The 18,449-nt window shown below is 60.9% G+C and carries 14 protein-coding genes; 9 read left to right on the forward strand and 5 right to left on the reverse strand.

What is annotated here, in order from left to right; translation table 11 throughout:
• The first annotated feature begins 4 nt into the window (after positions 1-4).
• Positions 5-1,153 carry an HPP family protein gene (locus tag MOV61_RS08770; RefSeq protein ID WP_247136315.1) on the forward strand — a complete coding sequence of 383 codons (1,149 nt, stop codon included), beginning with the start codon at positions 5-7 and terminating at the stop codon, positions 1,151-1,153.
• A gap of 49 nt (positions 1,154-1,202) precedes the next feature.
• Here the strand turns inward: MOV61_RS08770 and MOV61_RS08775 are convergent, their stop codons facing one another.
• Positions 1,203-1,751 carry a single-stranded DNA-binding protein gene (locus MOV61_RS08775; protein WP_247136297.1) on the reverse strand — a complete coding sequence of 183 codons (549 nt, stop codon included), beginning with the start codon at positions 1,749-1,751 and terminating at the stop codon, positions 1,203-1,205.
• Positions 1,752-2,000: 249 nt separating this feature from the next.
• Between MOV61_RS08775 and uvrA the strand changes: the two genes are divergently transcribed.
• Together uvrA and MOV61_RS08785 are read left to right on the forward strand one after the other, a co-directional pair.
• Complete coding sequence (gene uvrA / locus MOV61_RS08780; protein WP_247136298.1) at positions 2,001-4,922, forward strand: excinuclease ABC subunit UvrA; 2,922 nt, start codon at positions 2,001-2,003, stop codon at positions 4,920-4,922.
• A gap of 24 nt (positions 4,923-4,946) precedes the next feature.
• Positions 4,947-5,759: a DUF72 domain-containing protein gene (locus MOV61_RS08785; protein WP_247136299.1), complete on the forward strand. Its 813-nt coding sequence runs from the start codon at positions 4,947-4,949 to the stop codon at positions 5,757-5,759.
• Here the strand turns inward: MOV61_RS08785 and MOV61_RS08790 are convergent.
• Positions 5,756-7,237: an NAD(P)H-hydrate dehydratase gene (locus tag MOV61_RS08790; protein WP_247136300.1), complete on the reverse strand. Its 1,482-nt coding sequence runs from the start codon at positions 7,235-7,237 to the stop codon at positions 5,756-5,758. The genes MOV61_RS08785 and MOV61_RS08790 overlap by 4 nt on opposite strands.
• A 343-nt stretch (positions 7,238-7,580) precedes the next feature.
• On the opposite strand from MOV61_RS08790, the gene MOV61_RS08795 reads away from it, so the two are divergent.
• From MOV61_RS08795 to hspQ, 3 genes are all read left to right on the forward strand, one after another.
• Entirely contained in the window at positions 7,581-7,919 is a 339-nt protein-coding gene (locus tag MOV61_RS08795) for a P-II family nitrogen regulator (RefSeq protein ID WP_038542987.1), read from the forward strand.
• A 69-nt stretch (positions 7,920-7,988) separates the two neighbouring features.
• Complete coding sequence (gene glnA, locus MOV61_RS08800) at positions 7,989-9,398, forward strand: type I glutamate--ammonia ligase (RefSeq protein WP_037087011.1); 1,410 nt, start codon at positions 7,989-7,991, stop codon at positions 9,396-9,398.
• A 273-nt stretch (positions 9,399-9,671) separates the two neighbouring features.
• Positions 9,672-10,001, forward strand: a complete 330-nt coding sequence (gene hspQ, locus MOV61_RS08805) for a heat shock protein HspQ (protein WP_007753924.1) — start codon at positions 9,672-9,674, stop codon at positions 9,999-10,001.
• 117 nt (positions 10,002-10,118) lie between these two features.
• Here hspQ and MOV61_RS08810 read toward each other — a convergent pair whose 3' ends face one another.
• Positions 10,119-10,766, reverse strand: coding sequence for an invasion associated locus B family protein (locus MOV61_RS08810; RefSeq protein WP_247136301.1), 648 nt, complete (start codon positions 10,764-10,766; stop codon positions 10,119-10,121).
• Positions 10,767-11,051: 285 nt separating this feature from the next.
• Between MOV61_RS08810 and MOV61_RS08815 the strand changes: the two genes are divergently transcribed.
• From MOV61_RS08815 to MOV61_RS08825, 3 genes are read left to right on the forward strand one after another with little or no spacing between them, the layout of a single operon-like run.
• Positions 11,052-12,857, forward strand: a complete 1,806-nt coding sequence (locus MOV61_RS08815) for an extracellular solute-binding protein (RefSeq protein ID WP_038549193.1) — start codon at positions 11,052-11,054, stop codon at positions 12,855-12,857.
• A gap of 37 nt (positions 12,858-12,894) precedes the next feature.
• The gene (locus MOV61_RS08820; RefSeq protein ID WP_247136302.1) at positions 12,895-13,566 is read left to right on the forward strand and encodes a DsbA family oxidoreductase; all 672 of its coding nucleotides are present in this window, start codon (positions 12,895-12,897) and stop codon (positions 13,564-13,566) included.
• Positions 13,567-13,580: 14 nt separating this feature from the next.
• A complete protein-coding gene (locus MOV61_RS08825; RefSeq protein WP_247136303.1) occupies positions 13,581-14,519 on the forward strand; it encodes a DMT family transporter in 939 nt (312 codons plus the stop codon).
• Here the strand turns inward: MOV61_RS08825 and mfd are convergent, their stop codons facing one another.
• A complete protein-coding gene (mfd, locus tag MOV61_RS08830) occupies positions 14,520-18,026 on the reverse strand; it encodes a transcription-repair coupling factor (protein ID WP_247136316.1) in 3,507 nt (1,168 codons plus the stop codon).
• An 11-nt stretch (positions 18,027-18,037) separates the two neighbouring features.
• A complete protein-coding gene (locus tag MOV61_RS08835; RefSeq protein WP_247136304.1) occupies positions 18,038-18,367 on the reverse strand; it encodes a succinate dehydrogenase assembly factor 2 in 330 nt (109 codons plus the stop codon).
• Between the last annotated feature and the right edge of the window lie 82 nt (positions 18,368-18,449).

Here is an 18,449-nt window from a genome sequence, read left to right on the forward strand (position 1 = left end):
CATGATGCGCCGCATGTTGCGCCGGCTCCTGCCGGAAGCCACCCCCGTCAGTCCCAAGGAAAGATTGCGTGCAGCGCTTGGCGCACTCGCGGGCATTCTGGTGACCGGACTGCTGGGAAGCCTGGCTTTGAAGGCAGATGCAACGCTTCCGGCACTGGTCGCCCCTATGGGGGCTTCGGCCGTGCTGCTGTTTGCAGTGCCTTCCAGCCCGCTTGCACAGCCCTGGTCGATCATTGGCGGCAATATCGTCGCCGCCCTGGTCGGCGTGACCGCCGCTCTTTTGATAACCAATCCGTTCCTGGCCTCGGCGGTGGCGATCGCCGTTGCCATCGCGGCGATGATGACGCTTCGCTGCCTGCATCCCCCGAGCGGCGCGATCGCGCTGACCGCAGTGCTCGGCGGACCGACGATCCATGAACTCGGATACGGTTTCGTGATCTGGCCGGTCGCCGGCAATTCGCTCGTCCTGCTGCTGATCGCGCTGGCCTTCAACAATCTGACAGGACGTCGTTACCCGCACGCGGCCAAGCCGGCGGCGGCCGATCACGGCACGAGAGATCCCGCCTCGATCCAGCGCATCGGCTTTACCTCCGCCGACCTCGACCATGTCCTGAAAGAATACGACGAGTTCCTGGATATCGATCGCGACGACCTCGAAACGATCCTGCGCCGGACGGAATTGCGCTCCTATCGCCGGCGCGCCGGCCACTTCGATTGCGCCAGCATCATGTCGCGCGACGTGGTGGCGGTCGCACCCGACAATACCCTGAAGGAGGCGCACGACCTGATGCGCGCCCACCATTTCAAGGCCCTGCCGGTTACCAACGACAGGGCGGAAGTGGTGGGGATCGTCACCCAGACAGATTTTCTCGACAAGGCGAACTGGACGAGAGGTCGGCCGAAAATCGGCTTTGCCCAGCGTATGCGCCTCGTCCTGTCGGGCGCCAGCGCACCGAACGACACGGTCAAGGACATCATGACAGCGCCGGTCAGGACGGTTGGCCCGGCCACGCCGATCGCAGATGCGATCGTCATCTTTGCCGAAGAGGGGCTGCACTACCTGCCGGTAACCCGGGAGAACAACAAACTGGTGGGCATTCTATCGCAATCAGACGTCCTGGTCGCGATGCTCGCCGACAAGGCGGCCGCCTGAACAGCAATTCAGGCAGCTGCCGTTTCAAAGATCGATGGTAACCGACAGATCAGAATGGGATGTCGTCGTCGAGATCACGGGAGAAATTGCCGCCTGCCGGCTGACCGCCGGAGGACTGGCCGCCGCGGCTCGCACCGCCCGCAGCAGGCCGGCGATCGTAATCGTCGCCACCGCCGAAGTCGTTGCCGCCAAAATCGTTGCCGACACGATTGCCGCCAGCACCACCACGGTCGCCGCCGCCCTCGCCGCGACCGTCCAGCATGGTCAGCGTCGAGTTGAAGCCCTGAAGCACGATTTCCGTCGAATAACGGTCGTTGCCGGTCTGGTCCTGCCACTTGCGGGTCTGCAGCGCGCCTTCGATATAGAGCTTGGCGCCCTTCTTCACATATTGCTCGACGACCTTGCAGAGGCCTTCATTGAAGACGACGACCGTATGCCATTCGGTCTTCTCGCGGCGTTCGCCATTGTTGCGGTCACGCCAGGTTTCGGACGTGGCGATGCGAAGGTTGGCGATCGGCCGGCCGTCCTGCGTCCGGCGGATTTCAGGATCAGCCCCCACATTCCCCACCAGGATTACCTTGTTCACACTACCAGCCATATTCGTCACCTCATCTGCCGCCCGGCCGGCGGCACCAAAAATCAATCGCGGCACTTTAGCCCATCGGGCTCAGCCATTGGGGTTTTTGCGACCTTTAATCCACAGGCAAATTTGTTCTTTATTTGTTCTAATTTATTCCTATAGTGCTGTCAACCGACTCGGGAACGGTGCCGCATCGCAGCAGTTTCGTCTCGACAGTCGTGGATCAATCACTACATAAGGGCCTTCGATCCTCCCGAGAGCATGAAGATGAGCGAACTGAAGAGCATTTCCATACGTGGTGCGCGCGAGCATAATTTGAAGGGCATCGATCTCGATTTGCCCCGCAATTCGCTGATCGTCATGACCGGCCTGTCCGGCTCGGGCAAGTCTTCGCTCGCCTTCGACACGATCTACGCGGAAGGCCAGCGGCGTTATGTCGAAAGTCTTTCGGCCTATGCGCGCCAGTTCCTGGAAATGATGCAGAAGCCGGATGTCGACCAGATCGACGGACTTTCGCCGGCAATCTCGATCGAGCAGAAGACGACGTCGCGCAATCCGCGCTCGACGGTCGGCACGGTCACCGAAATCTACGACTATATGCGCCTGCTTTTTGCGCGCGTCGGGGTGCCCTATTCGCCGGCGACCGGCCTGCCGATCGAAAGCCAGACGGTCAGCCAGATGGTCGACCGCATCCTCGCCTTCGAGGAAGGCACGCGTCTTTATATTCTGGCACCGATGATCCGCGGGCGCAAAGGCGAGTATAAAAAAGAACTCGCCGACCTGATGAAAAAGGGGTTCCAGCGCGTCAAGGTCGACGGCCAGTTCTACGAGATCGCCGACGTTCCGGCGCTCGACAAGAAATACAAGCACGATATCGATATCGTCGTGGACCGGCTCGTGGTCCGCTCCGATATTGCCGCGCGCCTGGCCGACAGTCTCGAAACCTCGCTGAAACTGGCCGACGGGCTGGCGGTTGCCGAATTCGCCGACAAGCCGCTTCCGCCGGAAGAGACTTCGGCCGGCGGATCCGCGAACAAATCCCTCAACGAGACGCACGAACGGGTGCTGTTTTCTGAAAAGTTCGCCTGCCCCGTTTCCGGTTTCACCATTTCGGAAATCGAGCCGCGGCTGTTTTCGTTCAACAATCCCTTTGGCGCCTGCCCGACCTGCGATGGTCTCGGCTCGCAACAGAAGGTGGACGAAGCGCTGATCGTGCCGGAACCTGCCCGGACGCTGCGCGACGGCGCGATTGCGCCATGGGCGAAATCCACGTCGCCCTATTACAATCAGACGCTCGAAGCACTGGGCAAGGTTTTCGATTTCAAGCTGTCCAGCCGCTGGAACGAGCTTTCTGCGGAGGCGCAGAAAGCCATCCTCGAGGGCACCGAGGAAAAGATCGAATTCCACTATGCCGACGGCGCCCGCTCCTACAAGACGGTCAAGAATTTCGAAGGCATCGTGCCGAACCTCGAGCGCCGCTGGAAGGAAACCGACAGCGCCTGGGCGCGCGAGGAGATCGAACGGTACATGTCGGCAGCCCCCTGCCCGGCCTGCAACGGCTATCGCCTGAAGCCGGAGGCACTCGCCGTAAAGATCAACAAGCTGCATATCGGCCAGGTCACCGAGATGTCGATCCGGATCGCGCGCGACTGGTTCGAGGTGCTGCCGGAACAGTTGAACGCCAAGCAGAACGAAATCGCAGTCCGCATTCTGAAAGAGATCCGCGAACGCCTGCGGTTCTTGAACGATGTCGGCCTCGACTATCTCAGCCTGTCGCGCAATTCCGGCACGCTCTCCGGCGGCGAAAGCCAGCGCATCCGGCTTGCCTCGCAGATCGGCTCCGGCCTGACCGGCGTGCTCTACGTGCTCGACGAACCGTCGATCGGCTTGCACCAGCGCGACAATGCCCGGCTGCTCGATACGCTGAAACACCTGCGCGACATCGGCAACACGGTGATCGTCGTCGAGCATGACGAAGACGCGATCATGAGTGCCGACTACGTGGTCGATATCGGCCCGGCAGCCGGCATCCACGGTGGACAGGTGGTGGCGGAAGGCACGCCCAACGAGGTGATGGCCAACCCGAAATCGCTCACTGGCAAATATCTGTCGGGCGAACTCGGCGTGCCGGTTCCGACGGAACGCCGCAAGCCGAAGAAGGGCAAAGAAATCAAGGTTTTTGGCGCCCGTGGCAACAACCTCAAGAATGTCACGGCTGCCATTCCGCTCGGCGTCTTTACCGCCGTCACAGGCGTGTCAGGCGGCGGCAAATCGACCTTCCTGATCGAGACGCTTTATAAATCCGCCGCACGCCGCGTCATGGGTGCGCGCGAGATTCCGGCCGAACACGACAGGATCGACGGCTTCGAGCATATCGACAAGGTGATCGATATCGATCAATCGCCGATCGGCCGCACGCCGCGGTCCAACCCGGCCACCTATACCGGCGCGTTTACGCCGATCCGTGACTGGTTTGCCGGTCTTCCGGAGGCAAAAGCCCGCGGCTACCAGCCGGGCCGTTTCTCGTTCAACGTCAAGGGCGGCCGCTGCGAGGCCTGCCAGGGCGACGGCGTCATCAAGATCGAGATGCACTTCCTGCCGGACGTCTACGTCACCTGCGACGTCTGCCACGGCAAGCGCTACAATCGCGAAACGCTCGACGTCACCTTCAAGGGCAAATCGATCGCCGACGTGCTCGACATGACGGTCGAGGAAGGCGTCGAGTTCTTCTCGGCGGTACCTGCGGTGCGCGACAAGCTGCAGTCGCTTTTCGAGGTCGGGCTCGGCTATATCAAGGTCGGCCAGCAGGCCAATACGCTTTCGGGTGGCGAGGCGCAGCGCGTCAAGCTAGCCAAGGAATTGTCGAAACGTTCAACGGGGCGCACGCTTTATATCCTCGACGAGCCGACGACCGGGCTGCATTTCCATGACGTCGCCAAACTGCTGGAAATGCTGCAGGAACTGGTGAACCAGGGCAATTCCGTGGTGGTCATCGAGCATAATCTCGAGGTCATCAAGACGGCCGACTGGATCATCGATATCGGCCCTGAAGGCGGCACCGGCGGCGGAGAAGTGGTCGCGGCCGGCACGCCGGAGCAGATCGTCAAGGAAAAGCGGTCCTATACCGGCCACTTCCTGAAGGAACTGCTGGAACGGCGGCCGGTCAAGAAGGTGGAAGCGGCGGAGTGAATCTCTGCATGTGGGAGGGAATTGATGACCAAAGCCGGCACTATTCGCACGGGCATCGGCGGCTGGACCTTCGAGCCTTGGGAAGGCACGTTCTATCCTGAAAAACTGGCCAAGAAGAAACAGCTCGAATATGCCGCGAGCAAACTGAAGGTCATCGAGGTCAACGGCACCTATTACGGATCGCAGAAGCCGGAGACCTTCGCCAAATGGGCATCCGAGGTTCCAGATGGCTTCATCTTTTCGCTGAAGGCCAGCCGCTTCACTACCAACCGCAAGGTTTTGGCGGAAGCGGGGGAGTCGATTGAAAAATTCCTGACCCAGGGCCTGACCGAGCTCGGCAATCATCTCGGGCCGCTGCTCTGGCAGTTCGCGCCGACCAAGAAGTTCGAAGCGGACGATTTCGAGGCCTTCCTGAAATTGCTGCCGAACAAGCTGGACGGGCTGAAGCTGACCCATGTGGTCGAGGTCCGCAACGACACGTTCAAGGTCCCGGAATTTATCGCGCTGCTGGCGAAATATAATATCGCGCCGGTCTGTGCCGACCATTTCGACTATCCGATGATCGCGGATGTCACGGCGGATTTCGTCTACACGCGCCTGCAAAAAGGCTCGGACGACATCAAGACCTGCTACGCCGAAGATGACATGAAGGCCTGGGCGAAAAGGCTGGAAACCTGGGCCGAGGGCGGCGTGCCGGACGACCTGCCGCTGGTCGATAACAAACATAAGCCGAAGAAGGAGCCGCGCGACGTTTTCGCCTTCTTCATCCATGAGGGCAAGGTGAACGCGCCCTATGGCGCGATGGCGATGCGCGAACTTCTGGAAAGCCGCAGTTAGAGATCCAGCCGTACGCCGGCATGGGTGGCGAGGTCTTCGGCCGTCACGCCCCTGCCCGCCCACTTGCCGGCTTCGCCATGCAGGTAGACGCCCGCAGCGGCCGCCTCGAATGCGGTCATGCCTTGGGCGAGCAATGCGCCGATCATGCCCGCGAGCACATCTCCGGAACCGGCAGTCGCCAGCCACGGCGGTCCGTTGGTATTGATGTAGGCGCGTCCGTCGGGGCTGGCGATCACCGTGTCGGCGCCCTTGTAGACAATGGCAGCGTGAGCGCGGGCGGAAGCCGCCACCGCCTTTTCCACCTTGCTCAGATTGTCATCCGCGGCGATGTCGGGAAATAGCCGGGCGAACTCGCCCTCGTGCGGCGTCAGCACCAGATGGGGCTCTCCGTCGGCAAAGGCATCGAACAAATCCGAGGGCTTTTCCTTGAAGGAGGTAATGCCGTCGGCGTCGAGCACCAGGGGGCGGTCCTTCAACGCCAGTGCAAATTGCCTCGCCTTCTTGCCGATGCCGAAACCCGGTCCGAGCACGAAAGCGGCAAGTTTTGCCGTGCGAAGCCAGTTTTCCAGGTCTTTGAGCGTGTCCACCCGGTGCAGCATGATCGCGGTCAGCGAGGCCGCGTTGACCGGCATGGCGTCCTCCGGCGAACCGACCGTCACCAGCCCTGCCCCGGCCCTCAGGCCCGCGGTTGCCGAAAGGCGGGCGGCCCCGGTTTTGCCGGCCTCGCCGGAAAACACGGCCAGATGTCCCCGTCGGTATTTATGGGTCTCACTTCCCGGCTCGATCAGGAGACCGCGCCACAATTCAGGGCAATTCTCTTTCGTCCTGCCGGCAACCTCGCGAATGATGCGGGCTGGAATGCCGATATCGAAAACTTCGACGTCACCGCAGAGAGACCTGCCCGGCAGCAGCAGGTGGCCCGGCTTGCGAGTCATGAAAGTGACCGTATGGGCGGCCTGAAAGGCGGCGCCGAGCGGCACGCCCCGCCTCCCGCAGAGACCGGACGGCAGGTCCACCGCAAGAACTGATATCCCCGCCTCGCCGACCTTGCGGATCACCTCCGCGACAATGTCCGGTACGTTGCGCGTCAGGCCGGCGCCGAACAGCGCGTCGACCACCACGTCGCCGGTCCGCGGCTGATAGGCTTCGAGAGGTTTCGACGGCAGGCCGCAGAGGTCGCGCGCCCGCCTTGCATCGCCTTTCAGTGTTCTGGGATCACCGAGATGATGGACGTCAACGGCGGCGCCTGCTTCGGCAAGCGCGCGGGCCGCGACATATCCGTCCCCCCCATTGTTTCCGGGACCGCAGAGTGCGACAAAACGCAACGCGCCGGGAAAATGCCGAAGCGCGGCGGCAGAAATCGCGCGGCCTGCCCTGTCCATCAGGTCGAAGGACGGAATGCCGGATCGGGCAGAGGCGGCATCCGCCGCCGTCATCTCGTCAGGCGTCAGCAGCAGTGAAACAAGCGAAGCATCCATAGCGCTATTGAACGGAAAGATGATCAGAAAACAAGCGCCACTTCTCTAGCCAGAATGGCATAAAAGTTATGCAATTGCCTAAATAAGTGACTTCGCCTTGACTACATTCGATATCACTTAAGTTCCGAAAAAACTTCAAAAAACTCCGATTCTTGCGTCGCAACGCACAAATTTCGAGAAAAACGGAAGCAGTTTTGCCACTGAACCTGCTGTTTTATGGGGAATCGGTGCAAAACCGCATTGTTTTTTTGAAAGTGCCATGTGAGTTTGGCACGATAACTGCATTGGCATGGGCGAGCGGGTAACGGCCTGCTTCAAGAGAGAAGCGGAGATATAGTTTCTCATGAAAAAGATCGAAGCGATCATCAAGCCTTTCAAGCTCGACGAAGTGAAGGAAGCCCTTCAGGAAGTCGGCTTGCAGGGGATCACAGTGACCGAAGCCAAGGGCTTTGGCCGCCAGAAGGGCCATACGGAGCTCTATCGCGGCGCTGAATACGTCGTCGACTTTCTGCCCAAGGTGAAGGTCGAGGTCGTCCTGGCGGACGAGAATGCGGATGCGGTCATCGAGGCGATCCGCAACGCTGCACAGACTGGACGGATCGGAGACGGCAAGATATTCGTCTCCAACATCGAGGAAGTCATTCGCATCCGCACCGGTGAAACGGGCGTGGACGCCATCTAAACGCCCGCAAAATACCGCCCCAAGGCCAAAGGCCGGGGTTTCATCGTCATCGTACATCGAGGAGGTCATATGACGAGCGCAAGCGAAATCATGAAACAAATCAAGGAAAACGACGTCAAGTTCGTGGACCTGCGCTTTACCGACCCGAAGGGCAAGCTGCAGCATGTGACCATGGACGTCGTCTGCGTCGATGAGGACATGTTTGCCGATGGCGTCATGTTCGACGGTTCCTCGATCGGCGGCTGGAAGGCCATCAACGAGTCGGACATGGTGCTGATGCCGGATCCGGCGACGGTCCACATGGACCCCTTCTTCGCTCAGTCGACCATGGTCATCTTTTGCGACATTCTCGATCCGATTTCGGGCGAAGCCTATAACCGCGATCCGCGCGGCACCGCCAAGAAGGCCGAAGCCTATTTGAAGGCATCCGGTATCGGCGATACGGTATTTGTCGGCCCCGAGCCGGAATTCTTCGTCTTCGACGACGTCAAGTACAAGGCCGATCCCTATAACACCGGCTTCAAGCTCGACTCATCGGAACTGCCGTCGAACGACGACACCGATTACGAGACTGGCAACCTTGGTCACCGTCCGCGCGTCAAGGGTGGCTATTTCCCGGTTCCGCCGGTCGACAGCCTCCAGGACATGCGCTCCGAAATGCTGACGGTGCTAGCCGAAATGGGCGTGGTCGTCGAAAAGCATCACCACGAAGTGGCTTCTGCCCAGCACGAGCTCGGCGTCAAGTTCGACACGCTGGTGCGCAACGCCGACAAGATCCAGATCTACAAGTACGTCGTGCACCAGGTCGCCAATGCCTATGGCAAGACCGCGACCTTCATGCCGAAGCCGATCTTCGGCGATAACGGCTCTGGCATGCACGTGCACCAGTCGATCTGGAAGGACGGCAAGCCGACCTTCGCCGGCGACGAATATGCCGGCCTTTCCGAAAGCTGCCTCTTCTATATCGGCGGCATCATCAAGCATGCCAAGGCGATCAACGCCTTCACCAATCCGACGACGAACTCCTACAAGCGTCTCGTCCCGGGTTATGAAGCGCCGGTTCTGCTTGCCTATTCCGCTCGTAACCGCTCGGCTTCGTGCCGCATTCCGTTCGGCACCGGGCCAAAGTCGAAGCGTGTCGAAGTCCGTTTCCCGGACCCGCTGGCAAACCCGTATCTGGCCTTCGCCGCCATGCTAATGGCCGGCCTCGACGGCATCAAGAACAAGATCCATCCCGGCAAGGCCATGGACAAGGATCTCTACGACCTGCCGCCGAAGGAGCTGAAGAAGATCCCGACGGTCTGCGGCTCTTTGCGTGAAGCGCTCGAAAACCTCGATCGCGATCGCAAGTTCCTGACTGCCGGCGGCGTCTTCGACGACGACCAGATCGACGCCTATATCGAGCTCAAGATGGTGGAAGTCATGCGCTTCGAAATGACGCCGCATCCAGTCGAGTTCGACATGTATTACTCGGCCTGATCCGATCAGTGTCTCGTGAAACTGGAAACGGCGGGTCGCAAGCCCGCCGTTTGTCGTTCCATAGCAGCGATATTCCTCGGCGAGACTTTCGAAACATCTCGCGCCCCCGACATCGTTCTGGTGCTTGCCGGCGTAGTTCTGGTAACGCCCCCGTCAGTAGCGAGCTTGCTAAGCCTTAAGTCTACCCCGTGGAACGAAGCAGCCCGGTCTGCATTAATCTCTTGATGTCGGAGAATTTTATTCCCACATTAGGATGCGAAAGGACATCGCACCATGAAACAACGCAACGCTAAATTTACCATCGGAGAAGTGGTCCGCCACAAGGTTTTTCCGTTTCGGGGCGTCGTGTTCGATGTGGATCCGGAATTCGCCAATACGGAAGAATGGTGGAATTCCATTCCCGCAGAAATCCGGCCGAACAAGGACCAGCCCTTCTATCATCTCCTCGCGGAGAATGACGAGACGGAATATGTCGCCTATGTTTCAGAGCAGAACCTGGAGCATGACGAAAATGATGCCCCGCTGCGCAATCCGCAGGTCTACCAGATCTTCGATCGCGGACCATCCGGCCAGTTGAAGCCCAAGATCATACTGGCCCACTAAACTCCATTCCGAGAGCTGGAAAGGCGTCGGCATCCCAGCCGGCGCTTTTTTTGTGTCCGGAATCAGAAAGCCCGGCGCGTGGCCGGGCTTTGAAATTGTCTGGCTTCCGCTGAAAGCTTACTGGCCCTGCTTTGCAGCGTTCTGGGCGTCTTCCAGCTTCTTGCGGGTTTCTTCTGCCTTGCGCTGCATGCCTTCTTCAAGGCTGCGCTGGCTCTGGGCGATCTGTTCCTGCGGCATGGCCGGGCCATCAAAGACGCCGGTAAAGCCGGTCAGCGGAACCTTGATCGGGTTCGGAGCGCGACGGAAATTGATCGAGGTGAAGACCACCTCGCTGCCCTTCTTGAGGCTGGCGATCATCGCGTCCGTCAGCGGCACCTCGGCGGTGCACTTGTCCGGAAGGCAAACGATATAATCGAGCTTCTGGCCCTTGCCGCCATCGATCTGCATGACGATGCCGGGCGGCACGAGGCGCGCGGTCGGTACAGAGACCTGCATGATCTTGCGGTTGACCTTGCCTTCGACCGTGATCAGGCCGACGGCGGTGATGAGCTGACCGTTCTGGGCAGCAATGATGTTCTGCACGACGCAGAGGTCGCTGTCGTCCTGCTTTGTGCAGGTCTTGAACCAGCCGAGCGGCGGTGCGCCAGGAGCCCCCGCGGCCGGAGCATCCTGTGCAAGAGCTGCAACCGGCAGCGCGATTGCGCCGGCCGAAAGAGCGAGAGCAGACATTGCCGTCCGCAGAACTTGGGTTGCCTTAAGCATCATAACGAGATCCGTCTCCTGAAATCAGCTGGGTACGGCAGACGCCGTCAACTCCCTCGGGGTGTCCTACTGCCTGTGACCTGTCGGTCAAATGAGGCAATTGAATGACCCGCCCGTCTGGCCAACCTGTTACATCGGGCAGGCATCGATATCCAGTCCCTCTTTCGTATTTTTTGACAAGGAGTTAATGCCGACGATCACTCTTTTGCACATAGCGGTGGTTGGTGGGCCTGATGGCATGCGCTATTTTGCAGGCGAATCAGCGAGGATTTCACCGCCATGGGTCCCATGCGACGCTTCCTTCCCCTCATCGCCGCGTTTCTGATCGGCGCTCCGGCATTGGCCGAACCGGTCCATGGGATCGCCATGCACGGCAGCCCGGCGCTCGGCCCCGACTATAAGCATTTTCCCTATGTAAACCCGGCTGTGAAGAAGGGCGGCAAGATTTCCTATGGCGTCGTCGGCACGTTCGACAACCTCAATCCGTTCATCCTCAAAAGCATGCGCACTACCGCGCGTGGCCTGTGGGATACGATCCTCGGGCACCTCATCTACGAACCGCTGATGACCCGCTCCAGCGATGAAGCCTTCACGCTTTACGGTCTGCTGGCCGAAAGCGCGGAATGGGACGACAACCGCAGCTTCATCCAATTCAATCTCAATCCGAAGGCCAAATGGTCGGACGGACAGCCGGTGACGCCGGACGACGTGATTTTCACCTTCGAATTGCTGCGCGACAAGGGGCGCATCCCGTTTTCGGGCCGGCTCTCACCGGTCGACAAGGTTGAAAAGGTCGGCGAGCATGGGGTCCGCTTCACCTTCAATGCCAAGGCTGACCGGGAATTTCCGCTGATTCTCGCGACCTCGACGCCGATCCTGCCGAAACACGTGATCGATCCAGCCACGTTCGACCAGTCGACGCTGAAGCCGCCGGTCGGCTCCGGCCCATACCGGGTCAAATCCGTTTCGCCCGGAGAACGGATCGTCTATGAGCGAATTCCGGATTACTGGGGCAAGGATATTCCCGCCAAGGTGGGTTTCGACAATTACGATCAGATCAGCGTCGAATATTTCCTGCAGGACAACACGTTGTTCGAAGCCTTCAAGAAAGGCGCGATCGACATCTATCTCGATGGCAGTCCGACACACTGGGCGCGGGCCTATGATTTCCCGGCGGTCCAGAACGGCGATGTGATCAAGGATGCGTTCAAGCCGCAGCTGCCGACCGGCATGCTCGGTTTCGTGTTCAATACGAGAAAAGCGATCTTTGCCGACGTGAACGTGCGCGCCGGCCTGTCGCTCGCCTTCGATTTCGAGTGGGCCAACAAGAACCTCTTCGAAGGCGCCTATACCCGCACCGAAAGTTTCTGGCAGAACTCGCCCCTCTCCTCGCTCGGCAAGCCGGCGGACGAGCGGGAACTGCAGATCCTCGGGACTATCAAGACCAGGATCGAACCGGCAGTCCTCAATGGCACTTACCACCTCCCGAAGACCGATGCCTCCGGCGCGGATCGCAAAGTGCTGCGTAATGCGGTCGATCTTCTCAAGAAGGGCGGTTATGCGATCAAGAACGGCAGGATGTCGGACGCTTCCGGCAGACCACTTGCCTTCGAGGTGATGACCCAGAGCCAGGACCAGGAAAAGCTGGCGATCGCCTATCAGCGGACGCTGAAGATGATCGGCGTCGGGATGTCGATCCGCACCGTCGATGATGCACAATACCAGGCCCGCTCCGGCAATTTCGACTATGACATGATCGTCAAATCCTATCCGTCGTCGCTGTCGCCCGGCATCGAACAGGCCGGGCGCTGGGGTTCGGATTCCCGCAATCGCGACGGCAGTTTCAATTTTGCCGGAACTGCGGATCCCGATCTCGACAAGCTGATCGAGACCATGCTGACGGTGCGCAGCAAGGAGGACTTCGAGGCGACTGTGCGTGCCTATGACCGGATGCTGATTTCAGGTCACTACCTCGTTCCGCTCTATCATATCCCCGATCAATGGGTGGCGCGTCGCAAGTATATCGGTTATCCGGAGAAACTGCCGCTCTATGGCTACCAGCTCAACACCTGGTGGGATAAGCGGGCGCAATAATCCAGTCTCTTACGGTTACCGAAGAAAGGACGCCGCCATGGAGCGCGTAACCATCGACATCGTTTCGGACATCGTCTGCCCCTGGTGTTACCTCGGCAAGGCAAGGATGGAACTGGCAGTCGCCGAAGTGCAGGACGAGATCGGGGTCGACATCAACTGGCGCCCTTATCGGCTCAACCCGGACCATCCGCCCGAGGGCGTCGACCATCAGGCCGACCTTGCCGCCAAGCTCGGCGGCAGGCAAGCCGTCGAACGCGCCCACGATATGCTGAAGAAGCTCGGCGAAGAGGTCGGGATCAAGTATGACTTCGAGGCGATCAAGATCGGCCCCAATACGCTCGATGCGCATCGCCTGCTGCATTGGGCGATCGTCGAAGACCGCCAAATTCAGGACAAGGTCGCCACCGCCCTGTTCAAGGCGAATTTCGAGGAGGGTCGCAATGTCGGCGACCATGCCGTGCTCGCCGATATCGCCGAGGCATCTGGCCTCGACCGCAAGGTCATCGAGAACCTGCTGGCAAGCGACGCCGACAAGGACACCGTTCTTGGGGAGATCGAGGCGGCCCAGAAGATGGGCGTGACCGGCGTGCCGTTCTTCATCATCGACGGACAGTATGCCGTGAGCGGCGCCCAGACGCCGGACGTATTTGCCAATGCGCTGCGGGAAATCGCCAAGCTGAAGGCAGAAGCCCGCAAGGGCATGATCTGAGAACGGCGAAACGCGTGCGCACCGACCAGACTCTGAAAGGCGTTCTTCTCGCCTTCGCCTCGTTTGCCGCCTATTCGTGGAGCGATGCCAGCGTCAAGATGATCGAGGGCGCGCTGACGCCCTATGAAATGGGCTTTTTCGGCGCCGTCTTCATGCTGGCCGGTTTTCCTTATCTGATGAAGCCGGGCGACAGCTGGCTGGACGTGGTAAGAAGTACCAACCGGCCGTTATGGATGCTGCGCTTCTTCTCAGCGGCGATGGGGACGATCGGCAGCGTCGCGGCCTTCACCTATCTGTCGATGGCGGAAGCCTTCGCGCTGATCTTCCTGCTGCCGTCCTTCGTGACGATCATGTCGGTGCTGTTCCTCAAGGAGACGGTCGGCATCCGGCGCTGGAGCGCCGTGATCATCGGCTTCATCGGCGTTCTGGTCATATTGCGCCCCGGTTTCCGCGAGCTTTCGATCGGGCATGTCGGCGCGGTGTTTGCAGGGTTTTCCGGGGCGATCTCGATCATCGTCTATCGCGCCGTCGGGCCATCGGAGAAGCACATCTCGCTTTACGGCGCCGGCGTCCTTGGCGTTCTCGTCATCCTCGGCATCCTGATGATCCCCGACTTCCACTGGCCGACACTGCCGCAATGGGCGATGCTGGCGGGCTACGGCCTGCTGGCGGCGCTGGCGACGGTCTGGCTGATGTATGCCGCAAACTATGCGCCCGCCGCTGTGATCGGGCCGACCCAATACAGCCAGATGCTCTGGGCCATCCTGTTCGGCTATCTGATCTTCGGCGACAAGGTCGACCTGCCGATGCTGGTCGGCATCGTGCTGATCATCGGCTCCGGCCTTCTAACGCTCGCCCGCGAACGGGCACGCCACGTGCCGCTGCCCGCCTCTGTCGCGACCGACGCGCAGGCCGCCGTCGTTACCGTACCCGACGCTAAATCCGACACATAATCATGTCTTTGCCAGTTCGGCGAACTGGGTCATCACCTGGGCGGCGGCCGTCAGCCGCTTTTCGGGGGACGGCAGGTCGCGGGTGAGGAAAACGCTGTGGTCTGGGCGAATCTTGGCGAGCGTCCCCTGCTTGGCGATATAACCGACCAGATTGGCCGGGTTCGGGAACTGTTTGTCGCGGAAGGTGACAACGATGCCCTTCGGGCCGGCGTCGAGCTTCTCGACATTTGCCTTGCGGCAGAGCGACTTGATGTAGACGACCTTCAACAGGTTCTGCACCTCGACCGGCATCGGGCCGAAACGGTCGACCATTTCCGCGCCAAAACCATCGATCTCCGACAGGTCCGTGACTTCGCCGAGACGGCGGTAGAGGCCCATGCGCAGATGCAGGTCGGGAACGTAGGTTTCGGGGATCATCACGGTGATGCCGACGGAGATCTGCGGCGACCAGCCGGTATCGGTGATCTCGTCGTCGCCCTTCACTTCTGCGACCGCTTCCTCCAGCATCTGCTGGTAGAGCTCGAAACCGACCTCCTTGATATGGCCGGACTGTTCTTCGCCGAGCAGATTGCCGGCGCCGCGGATGTCGAGGTCGTGGCTGGCGAGCTGGAAACCGGCACCGAGCGTGTCGAGCGATTGCAGCACCTTGAGGCGGCGCTCGGCCATCTGCGTCAGCGTCTTGTTGACCGGCAGGGTGAACAGCGCGAAGGCGCGCACCTTGGAACGACCGACGCGGCCGCGAAGCTGGTAGAGCTGCGCCAGGCCGAACATGTCGGCGCGATGGACGATCAGCGTATTGGCGGTCGGCACGTCGAGGCCGGATTCGACGATCGTGGTCGACAGAAGCACATCGTATTTGCCGTCGTAGAACGCATTCATGATGTCTTCGAGTTCGCCCGCCGCCATCTGGCCATGCGCAACCGCGACCTTCAATTCCGGCACGTCGGACTGGAGGAAAGCCTGAATTTCCGGCAGGTCCGCGAGCCGCGGGCAGACGTAGAAACTCTGGCCGCCGCGATAATGCTCGCGCATGAGCGTCTCGCGGATAACCAGCGGATCGAAGGGTGAAATGAAGGTGCGGACCGCCATGCGGTCGACCGGCGGCGTGGTGATCAGCGACAGCTCGCGAACGCCGGTCATGGCAAGTTGAAGCGTGCGCGGGATCGGCGTTGCCGAGAGCGTCAGGACATGCACGTCGCTCTTCAGTTCCTTCAGCCGCTCCTTGTGCTTGACGCCGAAATGCTGCTCCTCGTCGATGATCAGCAGACCGAGATTGGCGAACTGAATGCCGGCGCCGAGCAGCGCGTGGGTGCCGACGACGATATCGACCTTGCCGTCGGCAAGGTCCTTCTTGGTCTGGGCGAGTTCCTTGGCGGGCACCAGCCGCGACGCCTGCTCGACCTTGATCGGCAATCCGCGAAAACGCTCGCGAAACGTCTTGAAATGCTGGCGGGAAAGAAGCGTGGTTGGCACGACGACCGCGACCTGCGCTCCGTTCATTGCCGCGAAGAAGGCAGCGCGCAGCGCCACTTCCGTCTTGCCAAAACCGACGTCGCCGCAGACGAGACGGTCCATCGGCCGGCCGGCGCCGAGATCGTCGCGCACGGAATCGATGGCATTCGCCTGGTCTTCGGTCTCGTCATAAGGGAAACGGGCGGCGAATTCGTCGTAGAGCCCTTCGGGCGTGGTCAGAACCGGCGCGCGGCGGGTGATGCGGGTGGCGGCGATGCGGATCAGCGCGTCGGCCATGTCGAGCAACCGCTTCTTGAGCTTGGCCTTGCGGGCCTGCCAGGCGCCGCCGCCGAGCCTGTCGAGCTGGGCTTCCGCCGCGTCCGAGCCATAGCGCGACAGGAGATCGATATTTTCGACCGGCAGGAAGAGTTTTGCCTGGTCGGCGTAATGCAGTTCCAGGCAGGCGCGCGGGGCGCCGGCGGCCTCGATCGTCACCAGGCCGACGAATTTGCCGATGCCATGCTCGGCATGGACGACCAGAGAACCTTCGTCGAGGCCGGCCACTTCGGTCAGGAAATTGGCGCCGCGCTTGCGGCGCTTGCCGCGGCGGACCATGCGGTCGCCGAGAATGTCCTGCTCGCCGATGACGACGATATTGCCCGTCTCGAAACCGGCTTCGAGGCTGAGGACCGCAGAAGCCGCTTCGCCTTTTTCCAGCTTGTCGAGATCGGCAAGCTTGTCGATCTGGTTGATACGCTTCAGCCCGCGTTCGTCGAGCACCTGCAGCAGCCGGTCGAGCGAGCCGGCGGACCAGCCGGTGACAAGAACCTTGGCACCCTCGGCCCGCTTGTCGGCGATATGCTTGACGACAAGGTCGAAGACGTTGACGCGTTCGTCGCGGTCCTTTTCTTCCGTCTGGTTTTTCGCCCAGCGCGGACCGGCATGGGCGCCCAAGGTCACCACCCGGCGACCTTCTGCATCCATCTCGTTGAACGGCGTCAGACGCACCGCGTTGACGGCGTCGAGCGCCGCGGCAAAGGCCTTGCTTTCGAGATAGAGCTGCCCCGGCGAAACCGGCTTGTAGGGCGCCGCTTGAGCGGCCGCACCCTTGCCCTGGGTGCCGCTGTCGCGCCGTGCCTCGTAATAGTCGAGCACCAGTTTCGAACGCTCGCCGGCCGCTTCGCGGGCCGTGTGGTCGGTGACGATCCGGAAGCCCTTGAGGTAATCGAAGGCGGTTTCGAGACCGTCGTAGAACAGCGGCAGCCAGTGTTCCATGCCGGGGTAACGCCGGCCTTCCGAGACCGCCTGATAGAGAGCGTCGTCGCGGGTCGCGGCGCCGAACAGCGACAGGTAGTTCTTCCGGAAGCGGCTGATCGTGTCCGGCGTCAGCGTCACCTCGCTCATCGGATTGAGGTCGAGTGCGCGCGCCTGGCCGGTGGTGCGCTGGCTGGCGGGATCGAACGAGCGGATCGATTCCAGGGTATCGCCGAAGAAATCGAGGCGCACCGGCTCCTCCGTGCCCGGCACGAAGACATCGAGAATGCCGCCTCGAACCGCAAATTCGCCGACTTCCCGCACCGTCGCGACGCGCTCGAAACCGTTGCGTTCCAGCCGCGCGGCGATGTCGTCCATGCGGATCTGATTGCCCGGCTTGGCTGAGAACGCGAGGCTTTCGATGATCTCGGCGGGAGCGATTTTCTGCAGCATTGCATTGACGGTGACGAGCACGATCGCTGCATGCGGCTTCCTGGCATGCGAGATAAGGCCGGACAGGGCCGCGAGCCGGCGAGCCGAAACGTCGGCGCTCGGCGAGACGCGGTCATAGGGAAGACAGTCCCAGGCGGGCAGCGTCAGGACCGGGATTTCCGGCGCCACGAAGGACAGCATCTGTTCCAGATCGAGCATGCGCTGGCCGTCCGACAGGACATAGGCGACCGCCTGGCCGGCGCGAGCGAGCTCGGCAAGGATCAGCGGCTCCATCCCCGGCGGCACGTTGCCTATGGTCAGCGGGGTCTGCGCCGCGGCGATCTTCTTCGCGTCGAAGCCGGGAATCATTGGGCCAGAATTCATATCTTGTTTCCGAGCCTTGCTTCCAGGGAGGCTTTGGTGACGGGATCGAAATCCGGGTTATAGGCAGCGACACGCGCGAAAAGCGGCGTCTTCCTATGCTCGGGCAGGACTTGAGCCCCGGTGATCCAGGCATGCAGGTCGTGGTCGTCCTCGCCCATGATCGCTTCGAATTCGTCGAGTTCGGCTTCCCCAAGCTTGCCGATCTCGGATTCCGCAAAACTCCCGAGAACCAGGTCCATTTCCCGGATGCCGCGATGCCAGCAGCGATAGAGGATGCGCCTGCGGCGCGGGTCGAGATCCGCGCTGGTGCGGGATAGTCCTGTCATGGCCGTGTCCTTGTTTTGCCGTTCATATAGGACGCTTTTCCGCCCTCGTCACCTTGCCAAGAGAGCAAAATCCATCGCATTT

The sequence above is a fragment of the Neorhizobium sp. BETTINA12A genome, assembly GCF_023006485.1.
Classification (GTDB): Bacteria; Pseudomonadota; Alphaproteobacteria; order Rhizobiales; family Rhizobiaceae; genus Neorhizobium.